This window comes from Winogradskyella luteola (assembly GCF_019203985.1).
Classification (GTDB): Bacteria; Bacteroidota; Bacteroidia; order Flavobacteriales; family Flavobacteriaceae; genus Winogradskyella; species Winogradskyella luteola.
Window position 1 is genome coordinate 18,219 of the sequence record NZ_JAGSPD010000016.1, and the last position, 20,993, is coordinate 39,211.

Here is a 20,993-nt window from a genome sequence, read left to right on the forward strand (position 1 = left end):
TAGCGTTTTTCCCTTGTCTGGTGTATCTTTATAGAGTAATCAAAAAAAGTAGACTATGAAATCACTCTATTATTTATTATTGTTTTTATTCTTATTCAGTTCATGTGTTGTTGTACGTCAAGATGAGGTTGCTGTAAAACGTCGACAAGGAAAATTAATTGGCGAGCCCATAAGTCAAACAGCTAAAATTTATAACCCTTTAGTTACGACTTATATAAAAGTGCCAACACGTATTGTTAATTTCAAGATTAATTTAGAAATCCCTTCAAAAGAAGGATTAACAATTGGTTCTGAAATGTCAATTTTATATCGCGTAAAGTCAACTGAAGTAAAGTCTTTGCTTGAAAACGTAGGGATGAATTATGAGCAAGAATTAATTGCTCCTGTATTTCGTTCAGCGCTAGCAGATGTAAGCGCTAGGTTTATGGCAAAAGATATGCATACAGGAAACCGAGCTTCTATTGAAGAAGAAGTTAAAAACATGATTAATGAAACTCTAGATAAGAAAGGAATCGTTATAGAGCAGGTGTTAATGAAGCGTATAGTGCTTCCAGCATCATTATCAACAGCAATTGAACAGAAACTCACGGCAGAGCAACGCGCGCAACAAATGCAATTTGTTTTAGAAAGAGAACGTTTAGAAAATGAGCGTAAACTTATTGAAGCGCAAGGTGAAGCACAAGCTAACATTGTTGCTGCTGAGGGAAAAGCAAAGGCAAATGAAGTATTGAGCTTAGGTTTAAACGAGCTTATATTACGTTTGCGAGCTATAGAAGCTTTTGAAAAGCTTAGCAACTCACCAAATGCTAAAGTGATTGTTACTAATGGGGAAACACCTCTAATTATTGGTGATAAATAAAAAGACCAACATTTCAATACAATAGGCTGTCTCAAATGCGCTGGAAATCAGTTTGAGACAGCCTATTTATGATACGGTTCTAGTTCATGTGGTTTTCTAAAAATTGGGCAACACCTTCATGTGTGGCCTCCATACCAGAGTTTCCTTTATTCCAATTCGCAGGGCATACTTCACCATTCTCTTCTACAAATTGTAAAGCATCTACCATGCGCAACGCTTCATCAACATTTCTTCCCAACGGCAGATCATTCACAATTTGATGACGAACGATACCTCCTTTATCAATTAAGAACAAACCTCTGTAGGCAACCAATTCTCCTTCAGCTTGCAACATGTCATTGTCATCATAGTAATAATCTCCGGCCAAAACATCAAAATTCCTGGAAATGGTTTTGTTGGTATCTGCAACCAGAGGATAAGTAATACCTTTAATACCTCCCTTGTTCTTCTCTAATTGCAACCAGCCAAAATGTGACTGCTCAGTATCTGTAGAAACAGCAACCACTTCAGTATTTCTAGATTTAAATGCTTCTAATTTTTCTTGAAATGCATGAAGCTCAGTTGGACAAACAAATGTAAAATCCTTGGGATAAAAGAACAGCACAACGTGCTTTTTGTTAATAAATTGATCTAACGAGAAATTCTCAACAAATTCGCATCCATTAACTACAGCTTGCGCATTGAATTGAGGTGCTTTTTTTCCTACTAATACAGCCATTTTTATAATAATTTTTTAGTTAAATTTTAAAATCGGCTGCAAAGATACATATACACTCAACATTTAACAATGATAAATGTTTTAAAAATAAGAAGTCATTTTAGCTTTTTGTTTTTAGACGAATTTTATGTGTTTTTTAGGAAATAGAAAAGGTCAAGCTGACCTCTAATAAGTTTATACCGTTTTACCAGCTAGCATTCTAATCTTAATTCTAAATGCAGCAAATAGTAAGGTCGTAAATGGACTGAGCCAGTTAAATATAGCATAGAAAAAGTATTCACCAACTCCGACACCTAATACGCCGCTTTGATAAGCTCCACAAGTATTCCATGGAATAAGTACAGAAGTAACCGTTCCTGAATCCTCAAGTGTTCGACTTAAATTTTCTGGTGCTAGACCCTTATCTTCGTAAGCTTGCTTAAACATTTTTCCTGGGATGACTATTGCCAAATACTGATCTGAAGCAATAACATTCAAGCCCAAACAACTCATAACTGTACTGGTAAATAACCCAAATACCGAAGAAGCTATGGATAATAGGGCTTTAGTAATTCTGGCTAAAGCTCCAATACCATCCATTATACCACCAAATACCATAGCACAAACGATTAGGAATATGGTCCATAACATGCCTTCCATTCCGCCAGAACTAAATAAATCATTAAGTTTTTCGTTGTCTGTTGCAACTGCTGTATCTGTTAGGATTGAATTTATTATTGCATAGAAACTAGAATCAGATAGGCTTTGCAAAACTTCAGGCTGAAAAATAACAGCAAAAACAGCCGCAAGAATTACACCTGTAGCTAAAGCAACCAAAGGTTTTGTTTTTAATAAAATTAAGCCAATTACCGCAGCAGGAACAAGAAATAGCCACAGTGTAATACTAAACGTTTTATCAATCGAAGCTAGTAAATTACTAATATCTGCATTTCCTGTTGGCTCTATTGTAGTGCTTATAATTCCAAATACAATCAAGGTTACGGTGATAGTAGGTACTGTTGTAAATGCCATATGCCTAATATGTGTAAACAAATCTGTACCGGCCATTGCAGGAGCCAAATTAGTAGTATCACTAAGCGGTGACATCTTGTCTCCGAAATAGGCACCAGAGATTACGGCACCAGCAATCATTCCAGGGTTAATGCCTAAAGCAGTACCAATACCAACTAATGCAATACCTACTGTAGCTGAGGTTGTCCAAGAACTTCCTGTTGCAATGGAAATTACTGCAGCAATAATCACAGAAGCTGGCAAGAATATTTCTGGGCTTAAAACTTGTAAGCCATAATATACCATTGCGGGAATGACACCACTTATAAGCCATGTACCAGCCAAAGCACCTACTAAAAATAAAATCATAATTGGGATAAATACACTTTTTAAGTTTTCCCAGACTTCTTTTACCATAACAAGTGGTGATACTTTGTTGAGCAGACCTCCAATAAAGGCTACGAAACCGCCTATTAATAATATATATTGATTAGAATAGCCACCAAACATCTCACCATTTGCAAAAAAGATATTATAAGCTAATAAACCCATTAATATGACGACAGGCACAAGTGCTTCAAAAATATTCAGTTCTTTGTTATCAATTATTTTTTGATCTTCAATTTTAACTTCAGAGATATTGTCGTCGTCTTGCATTTCAGTTGAGTTTGTTTCCGTAATGTTACGATTTTGTTAAGCCATTTGCAAATGGATTAAATGTGTACTTTTACATTCAGTTTTATGGATTCAATAACTCAAATTGTTTTAGGAGCCGCTTGTGGTGAGGCTGTTCTTGGAAAAAAAATCGGAAACAAGGCCTTATTGTTTGGAGCTATTGGTGGTACAATTCCAGATTTAGATGTCTTCATTGGTGCTTTACTTTATAACAATGAGATTGATGCTATGCTCTTTCACAGAGGATTTATGCATTCTATTTTGTTTTCAATATTAGGGGCTTTTTTACTGGGTTGGTTGGTGCATAAACTCTATGATACCGGTAAGCGGTTGCATTCCACAACACAGCGAGATTGGATTCAACTTTTCTTTTGGTCATTGTTTACACATCCGATTTTAGATTGTTTTACCCCTTATGGTACGCAACTCTTTGCTCCGTTTTCCAATTATAGAGTTGCTTTTAACAATATTGCTGTAGCCGATCCTTTGTACACGGTTCCGTTTTTTATATGTATCATCGTTTTAATGTTTTTTAACAGACAAAGTAATAGGAGATGGTTGTGGTTAAAATTGGGAATTGGTATAAGTTCGGTGTATATGCTATTCACCATTTTCAACAAGTTGTATATTAACAGTGTTTTCAAATCTTCCCTTAAGGATAAAGCTGTAATGTATTATAGGTATAGTGTGCAGCCCGCAATTTTAAATAATGTACTTTGGTATGGTATTGCTGAGACCGAAGATAATTATCATGTAGGTTTTTATTCCTTATTGGATGCGTCCAATCGTTTTTCGGATTGGCAAACTATTCCAAAGGAAAGAGTTTTAAAAGCTTCAGAATTTAGTGATATAAAAGACTTGGCTTGGTTTAGCGATGATTATTATAACGTTGAATTTTTAGAAGATGGAAATTATCTTTATAAAGATCTGCGTTATCCGTTGGTAGAGACAAGAGAAGGTTTTAAAGCTGTATTCAACTTAAAACTCTTTAAAGATAGTGAGCGTTTAAATATGCTTCCGTTTGAACCAGAAATGAGTGATTTTAGCTTTACAATGTCTGCACTTTGGATAAGATTGAAAGGGAAATAAGGCTGTCTAAAAAATGGTATTCTGAATAAAATGAAGTATTTAAATGACTAAAATTCTTCGCTTTGGCTTCTACAAGTTCTGCTTAACAGCTCTGAATAAAAAGCCAATTCATTTTTCAGACAACATTATCAAAATTAAACGGTTTCGGCTTTAAAAACCCCAATTTCTACCATACAAGCTTTCATCATTTTATAAGTGCGTTCTATGTCGGCATCTAAACCTATGGAGAAGCGTATCAGTCCATCACTCAAACCCATAGCTTCCTGCTCATCTTCAGGAATTTCAGAAGATGTAGAGCTTCCCGGGGCACTGAATAAAGTCTTATAAAATCCTAAACTCACAGCCAAATAACCTAAGTTACGTTCTTGCATTAATTCCATAAGCGCATTGGCTTTATCCAAAGAACCAACATCTATAGTAAGCATACCGCCAAATCCATATTTTTCATTCATCATGGATTTGAATAGCTCATGGGATGGGTGAGAGGCTAAACCTGGATAAACGGTTTTTAAACCGTCACTTTCAAACTTCTCAGCTAAATACGTGGCATTATGACTGTGTTGCTGCATTCTAATATGCAGTGTTCTCAAGTTTTTCAATACTGAAGCCGAACGTAGACTGTCCATAGTAGAACCCAACAACATAGCGGCACCATCATTTACATTTCTAAGTTGATCGATTAACTCTTGAGTACCGCAAACAACTCCTCCAACGGTATCTGAAGAGCCGTTAATAAATTTAGTAAGACTGTGAATAACAATATCTGCACCAAGTTTTACGGGAGAAATTGATAAGGGTGAAAATGTATTGTCAACCACCAATTTAAGATTATATTTTTTAGCTAATATTGCTAAGCCTTTTATATCAGCGACTTCTAACAACGGGTTACTGACCGATTCACAGTAAAGAACTTTCGTTTTTGGTGTAATTGCAGCTTCTACAACCTCTAGTTTGGTAATGTCCACAAACGTGGTGTCGATTCCCAAACGTGGTGCAAAATTCTTTAAAAAAGCGTAAGTGCCACCATAGATTGTTCTACTGCTCACAATGTGGTCGCCAGTATCGCATAATTGCAATAATACTGGGGTTATGGCTCCCATACCAGAAGCTGTGACCGTGGCTGTTTCCGTACCTTCCATAGCAGCTAGGGCTTCGCCTAGATATAAGTTTGAAGGTGAAGAATGACGAGAATATAAATAGCAACCATCAGCATTGCCTTCAAACGTGTCAAACATTGTTTTTGCCGAAAGGAATGTATAGGTTGATGAATCTGAAATTGATGGATTTACTCCACCAAATTCTCCAAAATATTGTAAATTTTGAATATGGTTTGCAGGTTTGAACTTCATAATGAAAATGATTTAATTGATCATTACAAAAATCCATAAGATTAGATTAAAATTCAATATAAATCTTATAATTTAGAAAATTAATCTAATTATTTAACTAATTTTAGATAAATAATCTATATTTTTATCTGTAATTGGATTTAATCAGAAAAAAACATAGACCAATATGCTTGATGAAATAGACAGACATCTACTAAAATTACTCCAAAACGATAGTAAGCAGACCAATAAAGCCTTGTCATATGCTTTGGGATTATCTGTCACGGCTGTATATGAGCGTATAAAGAAGTTAGAAAATAATGGTATTATTAAAAAATATGTGGCATTAATTGAAAAGAAAAAGGTTGATAAAGCTTTTATTGCATTTTGCCATGTAAAATTAGTTCAGCATTCTCAAGATTATGTTATTAAATTTGAGCGAGAAGTACGCAAATTAGATGAAGTATTGGAGTGTTATCATATTAGTGGAGATTACGATTACCTCATAAAAGTCTTGGTTGAGGATATGGAGGAATTTAGGGAGTTTATGGTAAAAAAGTTAACGAGAATAGACCATATTGGTAGTACACATAGTATGTTTGTAATTAATGAGGTGCAACACACCACGGCAATTTCTGTTTAGTATATGAGAAGTATTCGGTATAGGCTCATGGAGTTTTTTATAATCTTTGTTGCAATTCCTGTAAGCTTTGCTTTAGAATTTTCTATCTGGTTTAAGATGATAATTGCAATCACCGGATTTATCTATGTAGTATATGTGCTCTTAAAAATAGAAAACAACAAATTCAAAATCACACAACAACTCAATTGGAAACAATTTTGGATACGTACGGTATTAAAATTATTGGCAATAGCTTTATTGACAACAATTTATATGTATTTGGTAGATAAAGAAAACCTTTTTATGGTACTTATAAATAAGCCTTTAATGTGGATAATGATTTTATTTATCTATTCACTTTTTTCAGTATATCCTCAAGAGCTCATTTACAGAACATTTTTCTTTCAACGTTACGAGTCGTTATTTAGAAGTAATACGCTTTTTATGTTTACCAATGCAGCACTTTTTTCCTTAGCCCATATATTTTTTAAAAACACTTTGGTAATGATATTGACCTTTATCGGAGGCATTTTGTTTGCGTTAACCTTCAAAAAAACAAAATCCACACTTTTGGTATCCATAGAGCATGCTATCTATGGCTGTTGGTTATTTACTGTCGGAATGGGAGAGATGCTGGGGTTTCCATCGTAGTTAAATTTTGAAAACCATGTTAATTATATGCTAATTATCTGATTAATATAATTTTATATTTATGTATTTATTTAGTAACGCCGTACTTAAATTTAGATTCTACGCTGGTTTGTCTTCCCATAAAACATTCGTATTTTTGTTATTTATTTTAAAGTTCGAATCGGGTATTCTATAATGTTAAACTAGATTAATAGGCATGCAAATACATTAACTTAGCGGTTATGGCTTACTATAAGAACTAAAAATTAATAGATCATTTTCAATTAGCAATATAAAATAAATTAATATACAATATGAAGTCATACGATGTAGCGATAATAGGTTCTGGTCCTGGTGGTTATGTAGCAGCAATTCGCTGTGCGCAATTGGGAATGACAACTGCGATAATAGAAAAATACTCAACACTTGGCGGTACATGTTTAAATGTAGGTTGCATACCAAGCAAAGCTTTATTGAGTTCTTCGCATCATTACGAAGAGGCCACAAAACATTTTGAAGATCATGGTATTGAGATTCCAGGTGAAATAAAGGTGAATCTCGAAAAAATGATTGCACGGAAGCAAGCCGTTGTTGACCAAACTACTGGTGGCATTGATTTTTTAATGAAAAAAAATAAGATTGATGTCTATGAAGGCTTGGGTTCTTTTAAAGATGCAACACATATACAGATAGAAGGCAAAGATGCTGGAGAAATTGAAGCGAAGAATATTATTATAGCAACAGGTTCTAAACCATCTAACTTACCATTCATAGAATTAGACAAAGAACGTATTATTACGTCTACAGAAGCTCTAAAACTTAAAGAAGTTCCTAAGCACCTTATGATTATTGGTGGTGGAGTTATAGGTTTGGAGCTTGGTCAAGTTTACCGTCGTTTGGGCGCTGAAGTCACGGTTATCGAATACATGGATAGAATTTTGCCAACTATGGATGCAGGCTTATCTAAAGAGTTGAATAAAGTCTTTAAGAAAGCGAAGTGTAAAATGATGATGTCTCACAAAGTACAATCTGTTGAGCGTAAAGGAGATGAGGTCATTGTGAAGGCTGAAAACAAAAAAGGTGAAGTTGTAGAGTTTAAAGGTGATTATTGTTTGGTATCTGTTGGACGACGACCGTATACTGATGGATTAAATGCCGAAGCCGCTGGAGTAAAAATTAACGATAGAGGACAGGTTGAAGTCAACGAACACTTGCAAACATCTGTATCTAATATCTATGCCATAGGAGATGTTGTTAGAGGGGCGATGTTGGCACATAAGGCTGAAGAAGAAGGTGTGTTTGTGGCTGAAACGCTTGTAGGACAAAAACCACATATAGATTATAACTTAATTCCAGGTGTAGTGTACACATGGCCAGAGGTCGCAGCTGTGGGTAAAACCGAAGAAGAATTAAAAGCAGATGATATAGAATATAAAGTAGGTCAGTTTCCGTTTAGAGCTTTAGGTAGAGCTAGAGCTAGTGGAGATATCGATGGTTTTGTAAAGATCTTAGCCGATAAAACAACAGACGAAGTATTAGGTGTACACATGATTGGCGCACGTTGTGCAGATTTAATTGCCGAAGCAGTAACGGCAATGGAATTTAGAGCCTCTGCCGAAGATATTTCAAGATACTCGCATGCGCACCCAACATTTGCCGAAGCGGTAAAGGAAGCGGCTTTAGCGGCTACAGATGACAGACCTTTGCATGTATAATTATCATTCGCATGGGCGGGAATCTTATTATTAAAAAAAGCGAACATATAATGTTCGCTTTTTTTATAAAATTATAATTCTTGCATCAAATCCGCAATACGAAGTCGCTTGGAATAATCCCCTTCATTTACATCACGAACAAAGCAGTAGGCGCTAATCTCTTCGTTCTTCACCTTTTCTGAGAGCTCTTCAACTGTATTTGGTCCAAATTCTTCAGATTCTGAGATGTAATAGAACTCGTGATCGTAGATAATATTGCTAACTTTCTTTTTATACTTTTCTTTTAAAAAGGACTGAATATCTTCAACAGAGTTGAGATCATCTTTATAATTCGTGGTGTTGATATAGAGCGCAAACTCTTGCCTGTCTTGATGGTTTAGCACTAAGATGTCATCATCCTTAAAATAGGCTTTAACCGTAATAATACCATCTTCGGTTTCGATAGTAAATATATTTTGAATATTCAGCGTCCAGGATGTTTTAATGGAGGCATCTTTCCGTTCAATCTCTAGAATATTATTTTTCCGAAACGTGTAAACGGCTTTCTTTTTTGAAATTCCATTTACTAAAACCCATTGTTGATTTATAAAATGGGAATCGTGGTGACGCTCATAATCAAAAGGTTTTAAATTAGGAATTGTGTTGTGTAGATAAGCACTCATAGTAAGCGGTTAATAAATAATAGTAAGGGCTATTATAACGTTGAATTTGGGCTTTTAATATCTACTAAAGTTAAAATTTTTCGAGATGTTTCAAAACTTCTTTCTTATAACTTCGACTAATGGGCAGAGCTTTTCGATTAACTGTAATATCCTCATTCGTAAAGGATTGAATTTTCGATAAATGAACAATATAAGATCGGTGAATTCTTAAGAATTGATGACTTGGAAGTTTGGCTTCAATTGCACTTATAGTTTCGCGGGTTACAATAATGTTTTCTGTGCTGGGCGCAATCGAAGTGTCAGTGTGAATTTTGATATAATCACTATAGCTTTCTACATATAGTATGCTAGCGAAATCTACTTTTAGCATTTTTCGGTTAGATCGCACAAAAATAAAATCATTACGATCTGTAGTTTTATTTACCGAATCTTTTGAAACGATAGTTACTTCAAAATAGCGGTTTACAGCTTTTAATAAACGCTCAAAAGCAATCGGTTTTAAAAGGTAATCTACTGCTTGTAAATCAAAACCTTCAACAGCGTAATCCCTATAAGCAGTTGTAAAAATGATTTTTATGTCTTTGTTTATGGATTTTGCAAAAGCAATACCTGATATTTCGGGCATATTAATATCTAAAAATATAAGATCGACCTTGTGATTGCTTATAAAATTAAATGCCTCAATAGCATTTTTGCATTGAGAGATGACTTCTATATTATCAATTCCTGATATATGCGTAGCTATGACATCTCTTGCTATGGCTTCATCATCAACAATTATACAAGATATGGGTTTAGTCATTTGCCAAGTTAGATTTAATATTAAGTTGTAATACAACCGTAAATTCTGATTCGCTATTCGTTATTTGCAAATAGTATTGATCGGGATAGAGTAATTCTAAACGTTTTTTAATATTGTCTAAGCCAATACCATCAGTATGGTTAGAGTCTTTAGAGCTGGTGTTTTTTATACGGAACATTATAAAATCTGGCTGTGCTTCAATAGAAATGGTAATGTGCAAAATTCCATTTGTAATGGTACCGTGCTTGAAGCTATTTTCAACAAAGGGAATAAAGAGCATCGGTGCAATTTCAATAGCATTGGCACTTATGTTTTTTTTAATGTTGACTTTCAACGTTTCATTAAAGCGCATACGTTCTAAACTTACATAATCCTCAATATGATTTATCTCTTGTTCCAAACTCACAACGGGCTTATCGACTTGGTATAAAAGATAATCTAAAAGGTTAGAGAGTTTCAAAATCATTTCTGGAGTTTCTTTGGCTTTTTTTAAGGCAAAGCCATACATAGTGTTTAGTGTGTTGAATAAAAAATGCGGATGAATTTGCATCTTTAGATATTTCAACTCTTGTTCTTTTAGTTTAAGCTGCGCTTCTAAGATTTTTGCCTTAAGTGATTTGGTTTTATTGGAAGCTATAATGTTTAGTTTCATAAGCTTAAAACCACTCACTATAAAAGTCACAAGATATATTCCTGTCATTACAAAAAGTATGTTTCTCGTAATGGGATTCATGTTATTGTACTCAAAATTTGATATATAAATAAGGCTAAAAAAAATAGATACCATTACTAGGTAAGCAGAAATAATGAGCGTGTAAATACTATAAAGAATAAAGTGATAATAACGTTTTGTAATTAGGTAATCTGGAATCAGCTTGTAAATGGAAACATAAGTTAAAGCAATAGTAATGGGCATTAAAAAGAGCGAGTATACCAAAGTGTCATTAAAATTATTGCTGCCTACACCAAAAAAATAAGTAAAAAATAGAAGCACAACACACCAAAACAGAACGTGAAGTAAACCCTGCCCAATTTTTATTATTATGAATTCTCTAGTTAACATGCATTAAACTTGTCACTACAATAATACTATATTTTTAAACTGAATGGCTAGTTCGTAGACGAATGACAGAATTAGTTATGGATTTAACATTTGGTTATATCGAGTGCTAAATGGGTCGTCTACCGCAAAATTTAATTTTGCATCAAAGTTGTTCATAGATTTGAGGCAGTAATCAAAAAACGACAGCACATGATAGTATTAATAGGAGTCTTGTCTCTAATTATCCTAATCGTATTATTTTAAAAAAACAATAACTAAATTTATAAACTATGAATTCACTGGTAATTACAAATCAATTTGCGGATCGTTTTTCAGAAGGCGGCCCCTTTTTTATGACGCTTATATTATTATGTCTTTTATTATCCATTATACTTTTGGTAATAGGGTTTCTAAATGTGAGGAAGAATCCACGGAAGTCTCATAAGATGTTAAAACTTGTTGTGGATGCTAGTCTGTTGGGCTTAGTAATAGGATTTTTGGCTTCGGTAATTGGCCTAATTTCTGCTTTTGATTCTGTAGAGGCGATAGGTGATCCAAGTCCAGCTTTATTCGCAGGCGGACTTAAAGTATCTTTATTGACGGCAACATTTGGGCTTTTCAGCTTTATTATTGCTCGAATAGGTATTTTATTTTTAAGGTGGCGACTTAATGCAGAAATGAGCGAATAAAACTATAAACATAATATAGTAAAGGCGAACTTTTAAAGTTCGCTTTTTTTATGCCAAGCAGTTTTATTCAGTAATTTTGCATAAAGCTTTACAATGGAAGAACTTACACTGACCACACCTGCACTTTTATTCTCAGCAATATCTTTAATAATGTTGGCCTATACCAACCGGTTTTTAGCTTATGCAGCAGTTATCAGAAACTTAAGCGATAAGTATTTAGAAAAGAAAGAAGATTCGTTAATACGGCAAATAGATAACCTAAAACTAAGACTTAACTTAACACGTTGGATGCAAATTTTTGGAATATCAAGTCTTTTGTTATGTGTACTTACAATGTTTTTAATTTATATAGACCAGCACACATTTGCTATTTGGACTTTTGGTATTGCCCTGATATTGCTTATATTATCACTAGCATTTTTAATTAGGGAAATTCAAATTTCCACAAAAGCGTTAGCACATCATTTAAGCGATATGGAGGATAATTTAAAAAAGTAAGAATTTTTTTAAAATTTATGTGACTTATTAAAAATATCTGTGTCTTAAAGGAGTAACTAACGAAGTTAAAACGAACTAAAAAAATAAATTGACAACAGACGCTGTTCATACCCTAACCGATGAAGCGCTAGTAGAAGCAATCGTAAAAACCAACGATACCTTGTTGTTTGAGGTTCTATACGATAGATATGCTACTATGGTTTACAACAAATGCTATGGGTTTGCCAATAGTGTTGATGAAGCCAAAGATCTGACACAAGATGTTTTTTTAAGAGTCTTTGTAAAACTGGCAAGTTTTAAGGGGAAATCAAAGTTTTCAACGTGGTTATATGCTTTTACTTATAATCATTGTGTAAATTACGTAACTAGAAACACAGCCAAAAAGATTGAAAAGAAAGCGATAAGTTCTGATAGTATTGAAAATATAAGAGAAGACATAGACTCTACACGCGAACTAGAAACTATGCGCGCAGAAAAGTTGAAAAAGGTAATGGAGTTGATTTCGCCAGAAGACAAGATGATCTTATTGCTAAAGTATCAAGATAGTTTATCAATCAAAGAATTATCTGAAGCATTAGATATTGGTGAAAGCGCAGTTAAGATGCGTTTAAAAAGAGCAAAAGAAAAACTTGTACATAAGTACGATAACTATACGAAAGATGGAGAATCCATTTAAGCAAATAAATCAACCTTTAAAAGAGGTTCCGGCAGAACTCAAAGGTAAAGTCATGCACGATATTGCTATGGCAAAGCTATTTATGGAATTAGCTGAGTTGTTTTCGTATAATATTGGCCATGTGATTGATAGTGTAACAAGCAAAAGAAAAAATAATACTTAAATATACCCTAACATTATAAACCCTAACATTATAATTATTTAGTATGGAAAAAATAACAAATTTTAAAGATTCAGCTATGCAATCGTTGTCTGCAATGTGGCCAGAAGTATCTGCACTTGTTCTCAAAGCTTTGGGAGCAATTCTTATTTTGATTATAGGTTGGTTAATAACTAAGCTTATAGTTAAAGCGATAAGAAAAATTTTAAAATTAGCCAAAGCCAACAAGCTTGATAATAGACTCAACGATATTGAAATTATTGAAGGTAAGAAGCTCAATTTTGACACCATCAAGATTGTCTCAAAGTTTGTGAAATGGATCATGTATATTATATTACTGATTATGATTTCTGATACTTTGGGATTAGAGGTTATATCTAACAAAATAAGTGAATTATTATCCTACTTACCTCAGTTGTTTACAGCTCTAGTAATATTTATACTAGGATTGTTATTTGCCAATTTTATAAAGAACAGTCTTAAATCTCTGTTTGAATCCATGGACTTATCCGGTAGTAAAATAATAAGTCAGGTTGTATTCTTTTTAATATTAACATTTGTTTCTATTACAGCACTGAATCAAGCAGGTGTTGATACAGAGATTGTTACAAGTAATATTACAATGATAATGGCAGCTTTCCTTTTGGCATTTGCAATTGCTTTTGGACTCGGAGCTAGAGAAGTTGTCGGCAAATTATTGAGATCTTTTTATGCGCGTAAAACGTTTGAGGTGGGTCAAAAAATTATATTCAATGATAAAGATTATACTATAGATGAGGTAAAAAGTATATCTGTAGTATTAAAAAATAAAAGCGGTAGATTAATAGTGCCGATCAATGACATTACGGAGAATCAAGTACAATTACAGGACCAACTATAAGGTTAGGGTTATAGATTATTTTATTATTATTTCTTCAGATAAAATATGTGTGGTCCTGTCGTACTTGACGTATAAAACCTCTTCATTTCGAAGAGGTTTTCTTTTTACTTAAAACCACCAGACCAGCTACATTAAGATAAAAAGTATGTTATTTACTGTCTGTTCGAGTGATTTTGAGGCACGAAAAATTATATCGAGAACTATTTTTTGTAATGAATAATAGACAAGTATTATGCAACTTTTCCAAGGGGATATTTTCTACCTAGAATAGCAGTTACTTTCTTCTTTTATTTCGCCTATTGTAATTTTTATCACCACGTGTTTTGGGTTTTTTATATTTTTTGGCAATTTCCAGTCGATAAGATCCACCTAGGTTTTCCTTTTTATTTTTTTCCTTCTTTTCATGGAAAGCAGGTCCTGGCGCATCTTCGTCACGTCGTTTTGTAGGGTTATAGTGCTCTTTAATCTGTGGACGCTCCTCTTCGATCAGCTCCTTAGATATTTCTATGGTATCAGGGATATTTAGAGTTTCAATGGTCATGTCCATTAACTCCTCGATACGCTGACACGCTTCTTGTTCTTTTTCGGTTGAAAATAAAATAGCCACACCTTCTTTTTCTGCACGACCAGTTCTACCAATTCTGTGCATATAGTTTTCAGGATAATCTGGCGTATCAAAATTTATAACGTGTGTTACATCATCAATATCCAAACCCCTTGCCATAACATCTGTGGCAACAAGCAGTCTATGTTCACCTTCCCTAAATTGTTCTATACTACGTAATCTGTAATTCTGCGTTTTGTTCGAATGGATGACGCAAGTCTGATTAGGAAATAATGCTTCAAGTTTATCGAACAAGCGATCTGCCATTTTTTTATAGGCGACAAAAATTAAAACTCTAGAAAATTCATCTTCATTTTGAAGCAAGTTTTCGAGTAAATTTACTTTGGTGTAAAAATTAGGAACATCGTAGCGTAGTTGTTTAATATTCTCTAGTGGTGTTCCCGAAACAGCGATAGAAACTTTAGTTGGATTAACAAAAAAGTCTGAAATTAAATCATCAACATCTTTGGTCATTGTTGCAGAGAACATGATATTTTGGCGACGTTCAGGAAGAATATCAAAAATGTTCATAAGCTGATGTCTAAAGCCTAGATCGAGCATTACATCAACTTCATCAATCACTAATTTCTGAATGGACTTTAATTGTAAAACTCTACTCACTGCTAAATCATAAAGTCTGCCTGGAGTAGCAACAATAATATCTTGTCCTTGAGCTACTGCCTGTTTCTGTGTATTAATATTTGTGCCACCATAAACTCCCAACACGCGATTATTTATATATTTTGAAAGTTTTTCAATTTCATTGACGACTTGTACCACCAACTCTCGTGTAGGTACCAATACCAATACCCTTGGATTATCTTGTCTAGAGTATTTAAGATTACGCAAAATGGGTAGCATGTAAGCAAACGTCTTACCAGTACCAGTCTGGGCAATACCGACAACATCTTTACCAGAAGCTACAACACTAAAGGATTCTGCCTGTACCGGAGTTGGAGTGGTAAAGCCCAAATCTTCTAAAGCGTTATATAGAGGAGTATTTAAGTTTAAATCTTGAAAAGTCACAATATCATTTTATGTCGCAAAGATACACTTCTTTCCTGCAAGAGGAAGTTTTGAATTCTTTACAGAATACAAAAGGCCATTCAGGTTTTTAAAACCCCTGAGCCCTAACTTCATTTTTGTGTTAAAATTCGGTAAATTGCGTCAATAATTTTTCTATTGAGGACAATACATCGGCATTCACTAAAGCATTCTGAAAAGCTTAAAGAGCAGCTCTTAAGTTGGAGCCAGCAATTTGATGATGTGGTTTGGTTAGATTCTAACAGGCATTCTGATAAATACAGCAGTTACGATGCAATTTTGGCTGTCGACGCTTTTACAAGTTTAAAAACCGATTATTATGATGCTTTTGAACGTTTGCAAGAGTATCAAGCATTAACAAAGGATTGGATTTTTGGCTATCTCACATACGACTTAAAAAATACGACCGAAGACTTAAAATCTCAAAATTTTGATGGTTTAGAATTTCCTGACCTATACTTTTTTCAACCTAAAAAGTTGTTTTTAATAAAAGATAATGAGTTGGAAATTCAATATCTAAAAATGGTAGATGATGAGCTTGAAGAAGATATTTCGGTCATCAGTTCTATTGTCATTCCCAAGCAAAGCGAGGCATCTCATAAAGAAAATCCAATTAAAATTAAACTTAGAATCCATAAAGACGAGTATTTTGAAAAAGTAAATAAAATGCTCAATCACATACAACGAGGAGATATCTATGAAGCTAATTTTTGTCAGGAGTTTTATGCTGAAGACAACGAGATCAACCCACTACAAACGTTTAAAAAACTTAATGATATTTCAAAACCACCGTATGCAACATTTTTAAAAGTGAATGACAACTATCTGTTATCGGCTTCTCCAGAGCGTTACATTAAAAAAGAAGGAAATACAGTAATTTCTCAGCCGATAAAGGGTACGGCTAAGCGTTCCGAGAATAAAGTGGAAGATGCCCAACTTGCTAAGAATTTATCAAACGACGAAAAAGAGCGTAGCGAAAACATAATGATAGTAGATTTGGTACGTAACGATTTATCACACACAGCAAAAAAGGGTAGTGTAAAGGTAGAGGAATTGTGTAAGGTCTATTCATTTTTGCAGGTGCATCAAATGATTTCTACGATTTCTTCAAGAGTTGCTGAAGAGGTTAAGCCTGTTGAAATTTTAAAAACCACGTTTCCAATGGGAAGTATGACGGGAGCTCCGAAGATTTCAGCAATGAAAATCATCGAAGATATAGAGGAAACTAAACGTGGTTTGTATTCAGGTTCTGTTGGCTATTTCACACCTCGTGGAAATTTCGACTTTAATGTTATTATACGTAGCATTCTATATAATGCATCAAAGCAATATATTTCCTATTCTGTCGGTAGTGCTATAACCGCAAAAAGCGACCCTCTAAAAGAATACGAAGAATGCCTTATTAAAGCTAAGGCTATGCGAGAGGTACTCGAAAATTAGCTTTCGTGATTATACGTTATAGTTGGAAATGCTTTGTCTCGTTATATTTTGAAAGCGCTCATTCCAAATGACTTCTAAAACTTTTCTTTACCCTATCAAAAATCAGTGTTACACGTTCGGTAGTAATATGTTTTATTTTGGCGATTTCATCAAAATCCAGATTTCCAAAAATGTATAAATCCACAATGTTAGAAATATTAATGGGCAACCAATTGTAGAATCGACCGAATACTTTTGGGGATTCTGTTGGAGATAAATTTTCCAACTCAAAAGCTTTTAAAATTGAAGTTTCTTTATCTTCATACAAATACAAAGGATTGCCTTGGTCTTGTTGATATGATATATCACTTAATTCTGTATTTAAGATCAAGTCCAAGTCTGCATCAATAGTATAGTCTTCACCTAATTTTGACAATTCGTCTTTTAAAATAACATCTGTACTTATAGTGTTTTTATGATAGGCTTCCTTTTTAAAAAGGGTATTCATATAATTATCTACCAATTTAAAAAGCTCAAGTTTTACGGCCATTTTTTCAGCTTCAATATTAAAACCATTACTGTACAGTTTAATTATACAATCGTCTATAATACCATTGGAAGAGTACATGTTTTTTGGTAAAATACCAGTCGTTTCGGCAATATAAATGCGGTGTTTTACATAAGGGTGTAAATGTGAAACTACAGAAAGTACCTTTTTGTCAAAGGTAGTCTGTGCAGATTTTGATGAAAGTTCTTTAAATGTGCTCATAACCTATAATTTTAATGTTTCTTAAAGCTATAAATATTGACAGTATAATTTTATGACAAATATCATTTTGCCTTAAATAGTACTGGCAGGGCTCTATCAATATTGTATCTTTACCAGATGTTAGACGCTTTTAAAACACAGATTAAATTACGTTTTGCGTACTTACAACAGGCCAGAATTGTTATTGCTATTTCTGGTGGAGTTGATAGCGTGGTTTTGGCATATTTGTGCAAGGGTTTAAAGCTGAACTTTGCTTTGGCACATTGTAATTTTAATTTACGCGGAGACGAAAGCAATGCTGATGAAGACTTTGTGTTAGAGTTGGGTGAGCATTTGGATGTAGAAGTTTTTATTCAAAATTTTGATACACAAGCCTACGCAGATGAGCATAAACGCTCTATCCAAATGGCAGCAAGAGAATTGCGTTACAATTGGTTTAGTGAGCTGGCTAAACAGTTACATTTTGCCTATATCCTTACTGCGCACCATGCAGATGATAATCTCGAAACCTTTTTAATCAATTTTACACGAGGAACCGGATTAAATGGTTTAACAGGAATTCCAGAAATTAATGATAATGTCGTTAGACCTTTACTGAAATTTTCAAGAGAGCAGATTGAGGATTATGCCAAAACTAATGATATAGAATGGAGAGAAGACAGCAGCAACTCATCTAGGAAATACCTTAGAAATAAACTACGTCACGAGCTGGTGCCAATTCTAAAAGAAATCAACCCGCAGTTATTGGACAGTTTTCAAAGCACATTAAACAATTTAAATGACACTGCAGATATTGTAGAAGAGAGTCTTAATGCCGTTGCAAAACGAGCCATTGTAAGTATTGGTAAAAATGGTATTACCTACAAGGTTTCAGAATTTAAAAAAGTGAATAATCCTAAAGCTTACTTGTTTGAAATGTTTAAGGATTATGGTTTTACAGAATGGAAAGACATACTAAACTTATTAGATGCTGAAACTGGTAAATACGTAAAATCTCATACACATAGACTGATAAAACACCGTGAGTTTTTAATTCTAACACTTCATAACTCAAATACATTAGATGCTATTGCACTGAGTGCAAACGAAGTGCAATCTGGTAAATGCGAAACATCGATTGGAAATTTCTTTTTCAATGAAGTAAATGTTGGTCTAAAAAATTCGAAAGATTGTATTTATGTCGATAAAGACAAGTTGAGTTTCCCTTTAGAACTAAGAGTTTGGCGGAACGGTGATATGTTTTATCCATTAGGTATGAAAGGCAAGAAGAGAGTGAGTAAATATCTCAAGGATGAAAAACTGTCAGTAGTAGAAAAAGAAAATACTTGGGTTTTGACTTCAGAAGACAAAATCATTTGGGTTGTAGGGTTGAGAGCAGATAATCAATTTAAAGTGACCGGAGATACCAAGCAAATTTTGAAAATAGAATTGAGTTGATTTTAAAAGGAAACATAGTAGATATACTTAACCGTAAAATATTCAAAGGAGAAATTACCATTGAAGACGGTAAAATAAAAAGTATCGACGAAAGAGATTGCACAGAGAATCATTACATACTTCCCGGTTTTGTAGATGCCCATATACACATTGAAAGTTCAATGTTAGTACCTTCTGAGTTTGCTAAAATAGCCGTAAAGCATGGCACTGTAGCTACGGTTTCCGATCCTCATGAAATCGCTAATGTACTTGGAATAAAAGGTGTTGAATTTATGATAGAGAACGGCAAGCAAACACCTTTTAAGTTCAATTTCGGTGCGCCTTCATGTGTGCCAGCGACAAGCTTTGAATCTGCTGGTGCCGTAATCGATTCAGATGCTATTAAAACCCTAATGGCAAATCCAGATATTAAGTATTTGGCAGAAATGATGAATTACCCGGGAGTTGTTTATGATGATGCCCAAGTCCTAAAAAAAATAGAATGGGCAAAATATTATAATAAGCCCATTGACGGCCATGCACCAGGGTTAAGAGGAGATGATTTAACCAAATACATTTCAACAGGTATTTCTACGGATCATGAATGCTTCACGAATGAAGAAGGTTTGGAAAAGCTTCAAAAGGGAATGAAGGTTATTATAAGAGAGGGAAGTGCGGCTAAGAATTTTGAAGCTTTAATCGGTTTATTGGATGAGCATTACGAACATATGATGTTCTGCTCAGATGATAAACATCCAGATGATTTATTACTAGGTCATATTGATCAATTGTGTGCAAGAGCGGTCTCAAAAGGTATTGATATTTTTAAAGTATTGCGAGCAGCTTGTGTTAATCCGGTAGCCCATTATAATCTAGATGTTGGTTTGCTGAACGTTGGTGATAATGCAGATTGTATCGTAATTGAAGATCTAAAGGATTTTAAAACGCTTCAAACTTACATTGATGGAGAATTGGTTTATAACGATGGTGTTTCAAGAATAAAGCACGTTGAATTTAAAAACCTAAATAACTTCAAAACTGATAAAAAAGAAGTTTCAGATTTTAAATTTGAATCTAAGGCTGAACAAATTCGAGTCATTGAATGTTTGGATGGTGAATTGGTTACTAATAAGATTATTGAAAACGCTAAAAATGAAGATGGAAATTTAGTTTCCGATACCGAAAATGATGTTCTAAAAATAGCCGTTGTTAATCGGTATAAGAATGAAAAACCAGCAATAGCCTTTATTAAGAATTTTGGACTTAAAGAAGGTGCGATAGCTTCTTCTGTTGCTCATGATTCGCATAATATCATTGCTGTTGGAGTTTCTGATGCGGCGATTTGCAAAGCAGTTAATCTTTTGGTTCAACATGAAGGTGGCATATGTGCTGTCAGCGATAAAGTACAAAAGGTTGTCGCATTACCCGTTGCTGGAATAATGAGTGATAAAGATGCGGAAACTATAGGGAAACAATATTCAGAATTAGATGATATGGCAAAGCAATTGGGAAGCCAGCTTCATGCTCCATACATGAGTTTGTCGTTTATGGCTTTACTGGTAATTCCTTCATTAAAATTAAGCGATAAAGGTTTGTTTGATGGAAAAGAATTTAACTTCATTAAAGTAGAAGTAGCTTAATGTTACAGTTGGCAACAAATTTATTTATAGATCATTTTCCGCTTTGGGAAATTAAAAAGGCTTTTT

The 20,993-nt window shown here is 34.0% G+C and carries 21 protein-coding genes; 13 read left to right on the forward strand and 8 right to left on the reverse strand.

Features of this window, described 5'->3' with window-relative positions; genetic code table 11:
• Positions 1 to 55: 55 nt before the first annotated feature.
• Positions 56 to 859 (forward strand): prohibitin family protein, encoded by an 804-nt coding sequence (locus KCG49_RS14895; RefSeq protein WP_218547629.1) that lies wholly within the window; start codon positions 56 to 58, stop codon positions 857 to 859.
• A gap of 79 nt (positions 860 to 938) precedes the next feature.
• On the opposite strand, the gene KCG49_RS14900 is transcribed toward KCG49_RS14895, so the two are convergent.
• Both KCG49_RS14900 and nhaC read right to left on the reverse strand, forming a co-directional pair.
• Positions 939 to 1,577 carry a peroxiredoxin gene (locus KCG49_RS14900; RefSeq protein WP_218547630.1) on the reverse strand — a complete coding sequence of 213 codons (639 nt, stop codon included), beginning with the start codon at positions 1,575 to 1,577 and terminating at the stop codon, positions 939 to 941.
• A 174-nt stretch (positions 1,578 to 1,751) separates the two neighbouring features.
• Positions 1,752 to 3,224: a Na+/H+ antiporter NhaC gene (gene nhaC, locus KCG49_RS14905; protein ID WP_218547631.1), complete on the reverse strand. Its 1,473-nt coding sequence runs from the start codon at positions 3,222 to 3,224 to the stop codon at positions 1,752 to 1,754.
• Positions 3,225 to 3,308: 84 nt separating this feature from the next.
• On the opposite strand from nhaC, the gene KCG49_RS14910 reads away from it, so the two are divergent.
• Positions 3,309 to 4,331, forward strand: coding sequence for a metal-dependent hydrolase (locus tag KCG49_RS14910; RefSeq protein WP_218547632.1), 1,023 nt, complete (start codon positions 3,309 to 3,311; stop codon positions 4,329 to 4,331).
• A gap of 134 nt (positions 4,332 to 4,465) precedes the next feature.
• On the opposite strand, the gene KCG49_RS14915 is transcribed toward KCG49_RS14910, so the two are convergent.
• Positions 4,466 to 5,680, reverse strand: a complete 1,215-nt coding sequence (locus tag KCG49_RS14915) for an aminotransferase class I/II-fold pyridoxal phosphate-dependent enzyme (protein ID WP_218547633.1) — start codon at positions 5,678 to 5,680, stop codon at positions 4,466 to 4,468.
• A 166-nt stretch (positions 5,681 to 5,846) separates the two neighbouring features.
• Here KCG49_RS14915 and KCG49_RS14920 point away from each other — a divergent pair, with 166 nt between their 5' ends.
• The 3 genes from KCG49_RS14920 (at position 5,847) to lpdA (ending at position 8,626) form a co-directional block, all read left to right on the forward strand.
• Positions 5,847 to 6,302 carry an Lrp/AsnC family transcriptional regulator gene (locus KCG49_RS14920; RefSeq protein WP_218547634.1) on the forward strand — a complete coding sequence of 152 codons (456 nt, stop codon included), beginning with the start codon at positions 5,847 to 5,849 and terminating at the stop codon, positions 6,300 to 6,302.
• Positions 6,303 to 6,305: 3 nt separating this feature from the next.
• Positions 6,306 to 6,932, forward strand: coding sequence for a CPBP family intramembrane glutamic endopeptidase (locus KCG49_RS14925; protein WP_218547636.1), 627 nt, complete (start codon positions 6,306 to 6,308; stop codon positions 6,930 to 6,932).
• Between the two features lie 293 nt (positions 6,933 to 7,225).
• A complete protein-coding gene (lpdA, locus tag KCG49_RS14930) occupies positions 7,226 to 8,626 on the forward strand; it encodes a dihydrolipoyl dehydrogenase (RefSeq protein WP_218547638.1) in 1,401 nt (466 codons plus the stop codon).
• A 71-nt stretch (positions 8,627 to 8,697) separates the two neighbouring features.
• Here the strand turns inward: lpdA and KCG49_RS14935 are convergent, their stop codons facing one another.
• The 3 genes from KCG49_RS14935 to KCG49_RS14945 all read right to left on the reverse strand — a co-directional run bounded on the left by KCG49_RS14935 (position 8,698) and on the right by KCG49_RS14945 (position 11,153).
• Complete coding sequence (locus KCG49_RS14935) at positions 8,698 to 9,288, reverse strand: hypothetical protein (protein ID WP_218547641.1); 591 nt, start codon at positions 9,286 to 9,288, stop codon at positions 8,698 to 8,700.
• Positions 9,289 to 9,358: 70 nt separating this feature from the next.
• Entirely contained in the window at positions 9,359 to 10,090 is a 732-nt protein-coding gene (locus tag KCG49_RS14940; RefSeq protein ID WP_218547643.1) for a LytR/AlgR family response regulator transcription factor, read from the reverse strand.
• Positions 10,083 to 11,153 carry a sensor histidine kinase gene (locus KCG49_RS14945; protein ID WP_218547644.1) on the reverse strand — a complete coding sequence of 357 codons (1,071 nt, stop codon included), beginning with the start codon at positions 11,151 to 11,153 and terminating at the stop codon, positions 10,083 to 10,085. Before KCG49_RS14945 ends, KCG49_RS14940 begins: the two co-directional genes overlap by 8 nt.
• Before the next feature lie 269 nt (positions 11,154 to 11,422).
• Between KCG49_RS14945 and KCG49_RS14950 the strand changes: the two genes are divergently transcribed.
• The 5 genes from KCG49_RS14950 to KCG49_RS14970 all read left to right on the forward strand — a co-directional run bounded on the left by KCG49_RS14950 (position 11,423) and on the right by KCG49_RS14970 (position 14,035).
• Entirely contained in the window at positions 11,423 to 11,821 is a 399-nt protein-coding gene (locus KCG49_RS14950; RefSeq protein WP_218547645.1) for a MotA/TolQ/ExbB proton channel family protein, read from the forward strand.
• Between the two features lie 93 nt (positions 11,822 to 11,914).
• Positions 11,915 to 12,319, forward strand: coding sequence for a DUF2721 domain-containing protein (locus KCG49_RS14955; RefSeq protein ID WP_218547646.1), 405 nt, complete (start codon positions 11,915 to 11,917; stop codon positions 12,317 to 12,319).
• Between the two features lie 88 nt (positions 12,320 to 12,407).
• Positions 12,408 to 12,995: an RNA polymerase sigma factor gene (locus KCG49_RS14960; RefSeq protein ID WP_218547647.1), complete on the forward strand. Its 588-nt coding sequence runs from the start codon at positions 12,408 to 12,410 to the stop codon at positions 12,993 to 12,995.
• Positions 12,979 to 13,158: a hypothetical protein gene (locus KCG49_RS14965; RefSeq protein ID WP_218547649.1), complete on the forward strand. Its 180-nt coding sequence runs from the start codon at positions 12,979 to 12,981 to the stop codon at positions 13,156 to 13,158. The genes KCG49_RS14960 and KCG49_RS14965 overlap by 17 nt, the downstream gene beginning before the upstream one ends.
• A gap of 43 nt (positions 13,159 to 13,201) precedes the next feature.
• On the forward strand, positions 13,202 to 14,035 hold the full coding sequence (locus tag KCG49_RS14970) for a mechanosensitive ion channel family protein (RefSeq protein WP_218547650.1): 834 nt from the start codon (positions 13,202 to 13,204) through the stop codon (positions 14,033 to 14,035).
• A gap of 274 nt (positions 14,036 to 14,309) precedes the next feature.
• Here KCG49_RS14970 and KCG49_RS14975 read toward each other — a convergent pair whose 3' ends face one another.
• Positions 14,310 to 15,665, reverse strand: coding sequence for a DEAD/DEAH box helicase (locus KCG49_RS14975; RefSeq protein ID WP_218547652.1), 1,356 nt, complete (start codon positions 15,663 to 15,665; stop codon positions 14,310 to 14,312).
• A 156-nt stretch (positions 15,666 to 15,821) separates the two neighbouring features.
• Here KCG49_RS14975 and pabB point away from each other — a divergent pair, with 156 nt between their 5' ends.
• The gene (gene pabB, locus KCG49_RS14980) at positions 15,822 to 17,123 is read left to right on the forward strand and encodes an aminodeoxychorismate synthase component I (RefSeq protein WP_218547654.1); all 1,302 of its coding nucleotides are present in this window, start codon (positions 15,822 to 15,824) and stop codon (positions 17,121 to 17,123) included.
• 58 nt (positions 17,124 to 17,181) lie between these two features.
• On the opposite strand, the gene KCG49_RS14985 is transcribed toward pabB, so the two are convergent.
• Positions 17,182 to 17,871 (reverse strand): hypothetical protein, encoded by a 690-nt coding sequence (locus tag KCG49_RS14985; protein ID WP_218547655.1) that lies wholly within the window; start codon positions 17,869 to 17,871, stop codon positions 17,182 to 17,184.
• A gap of 117 nt (positions 17,872 to 17,988) precedes the next feature.
• Here KCG49_RS14985 and tilS point away from each other — a divergent pair, with 117 nt between their 5' ends.
• Both tilS and ade read left to right on the forward strand, forming a co-directional pair.
• Positions 17,989 to 19,308: a tRNA lysidine(34) synthetase TilS gene (tilS, locus tag KCG49_RS14990; RefSeq protein ID WP_218547657.1), complete on the forward strand. Its 1,320-nt coding sequence runs from the start codon at positions 17,989 to 17,991 to the stop codon at positions 19,306 to 19,308.
• The gene (ade, locus tag KCG49_RS14995) at positions 19,305 to 20,927 is read left to right on the forward strand and encodes an adenine deaminase (RefSeq protein ID WP_218547658.1); all 1,623 of its coding nucleotides are present in this window, start codon (positions 19,305 to 19,307) and stop codon (positions 20,925 to 20,927) included. Before tilS ends, ade begins: the two co-directional genes overlap by 4 nt.
• Positions 20,928 to 20,993 lie beyond the last annotated feature (66 nt).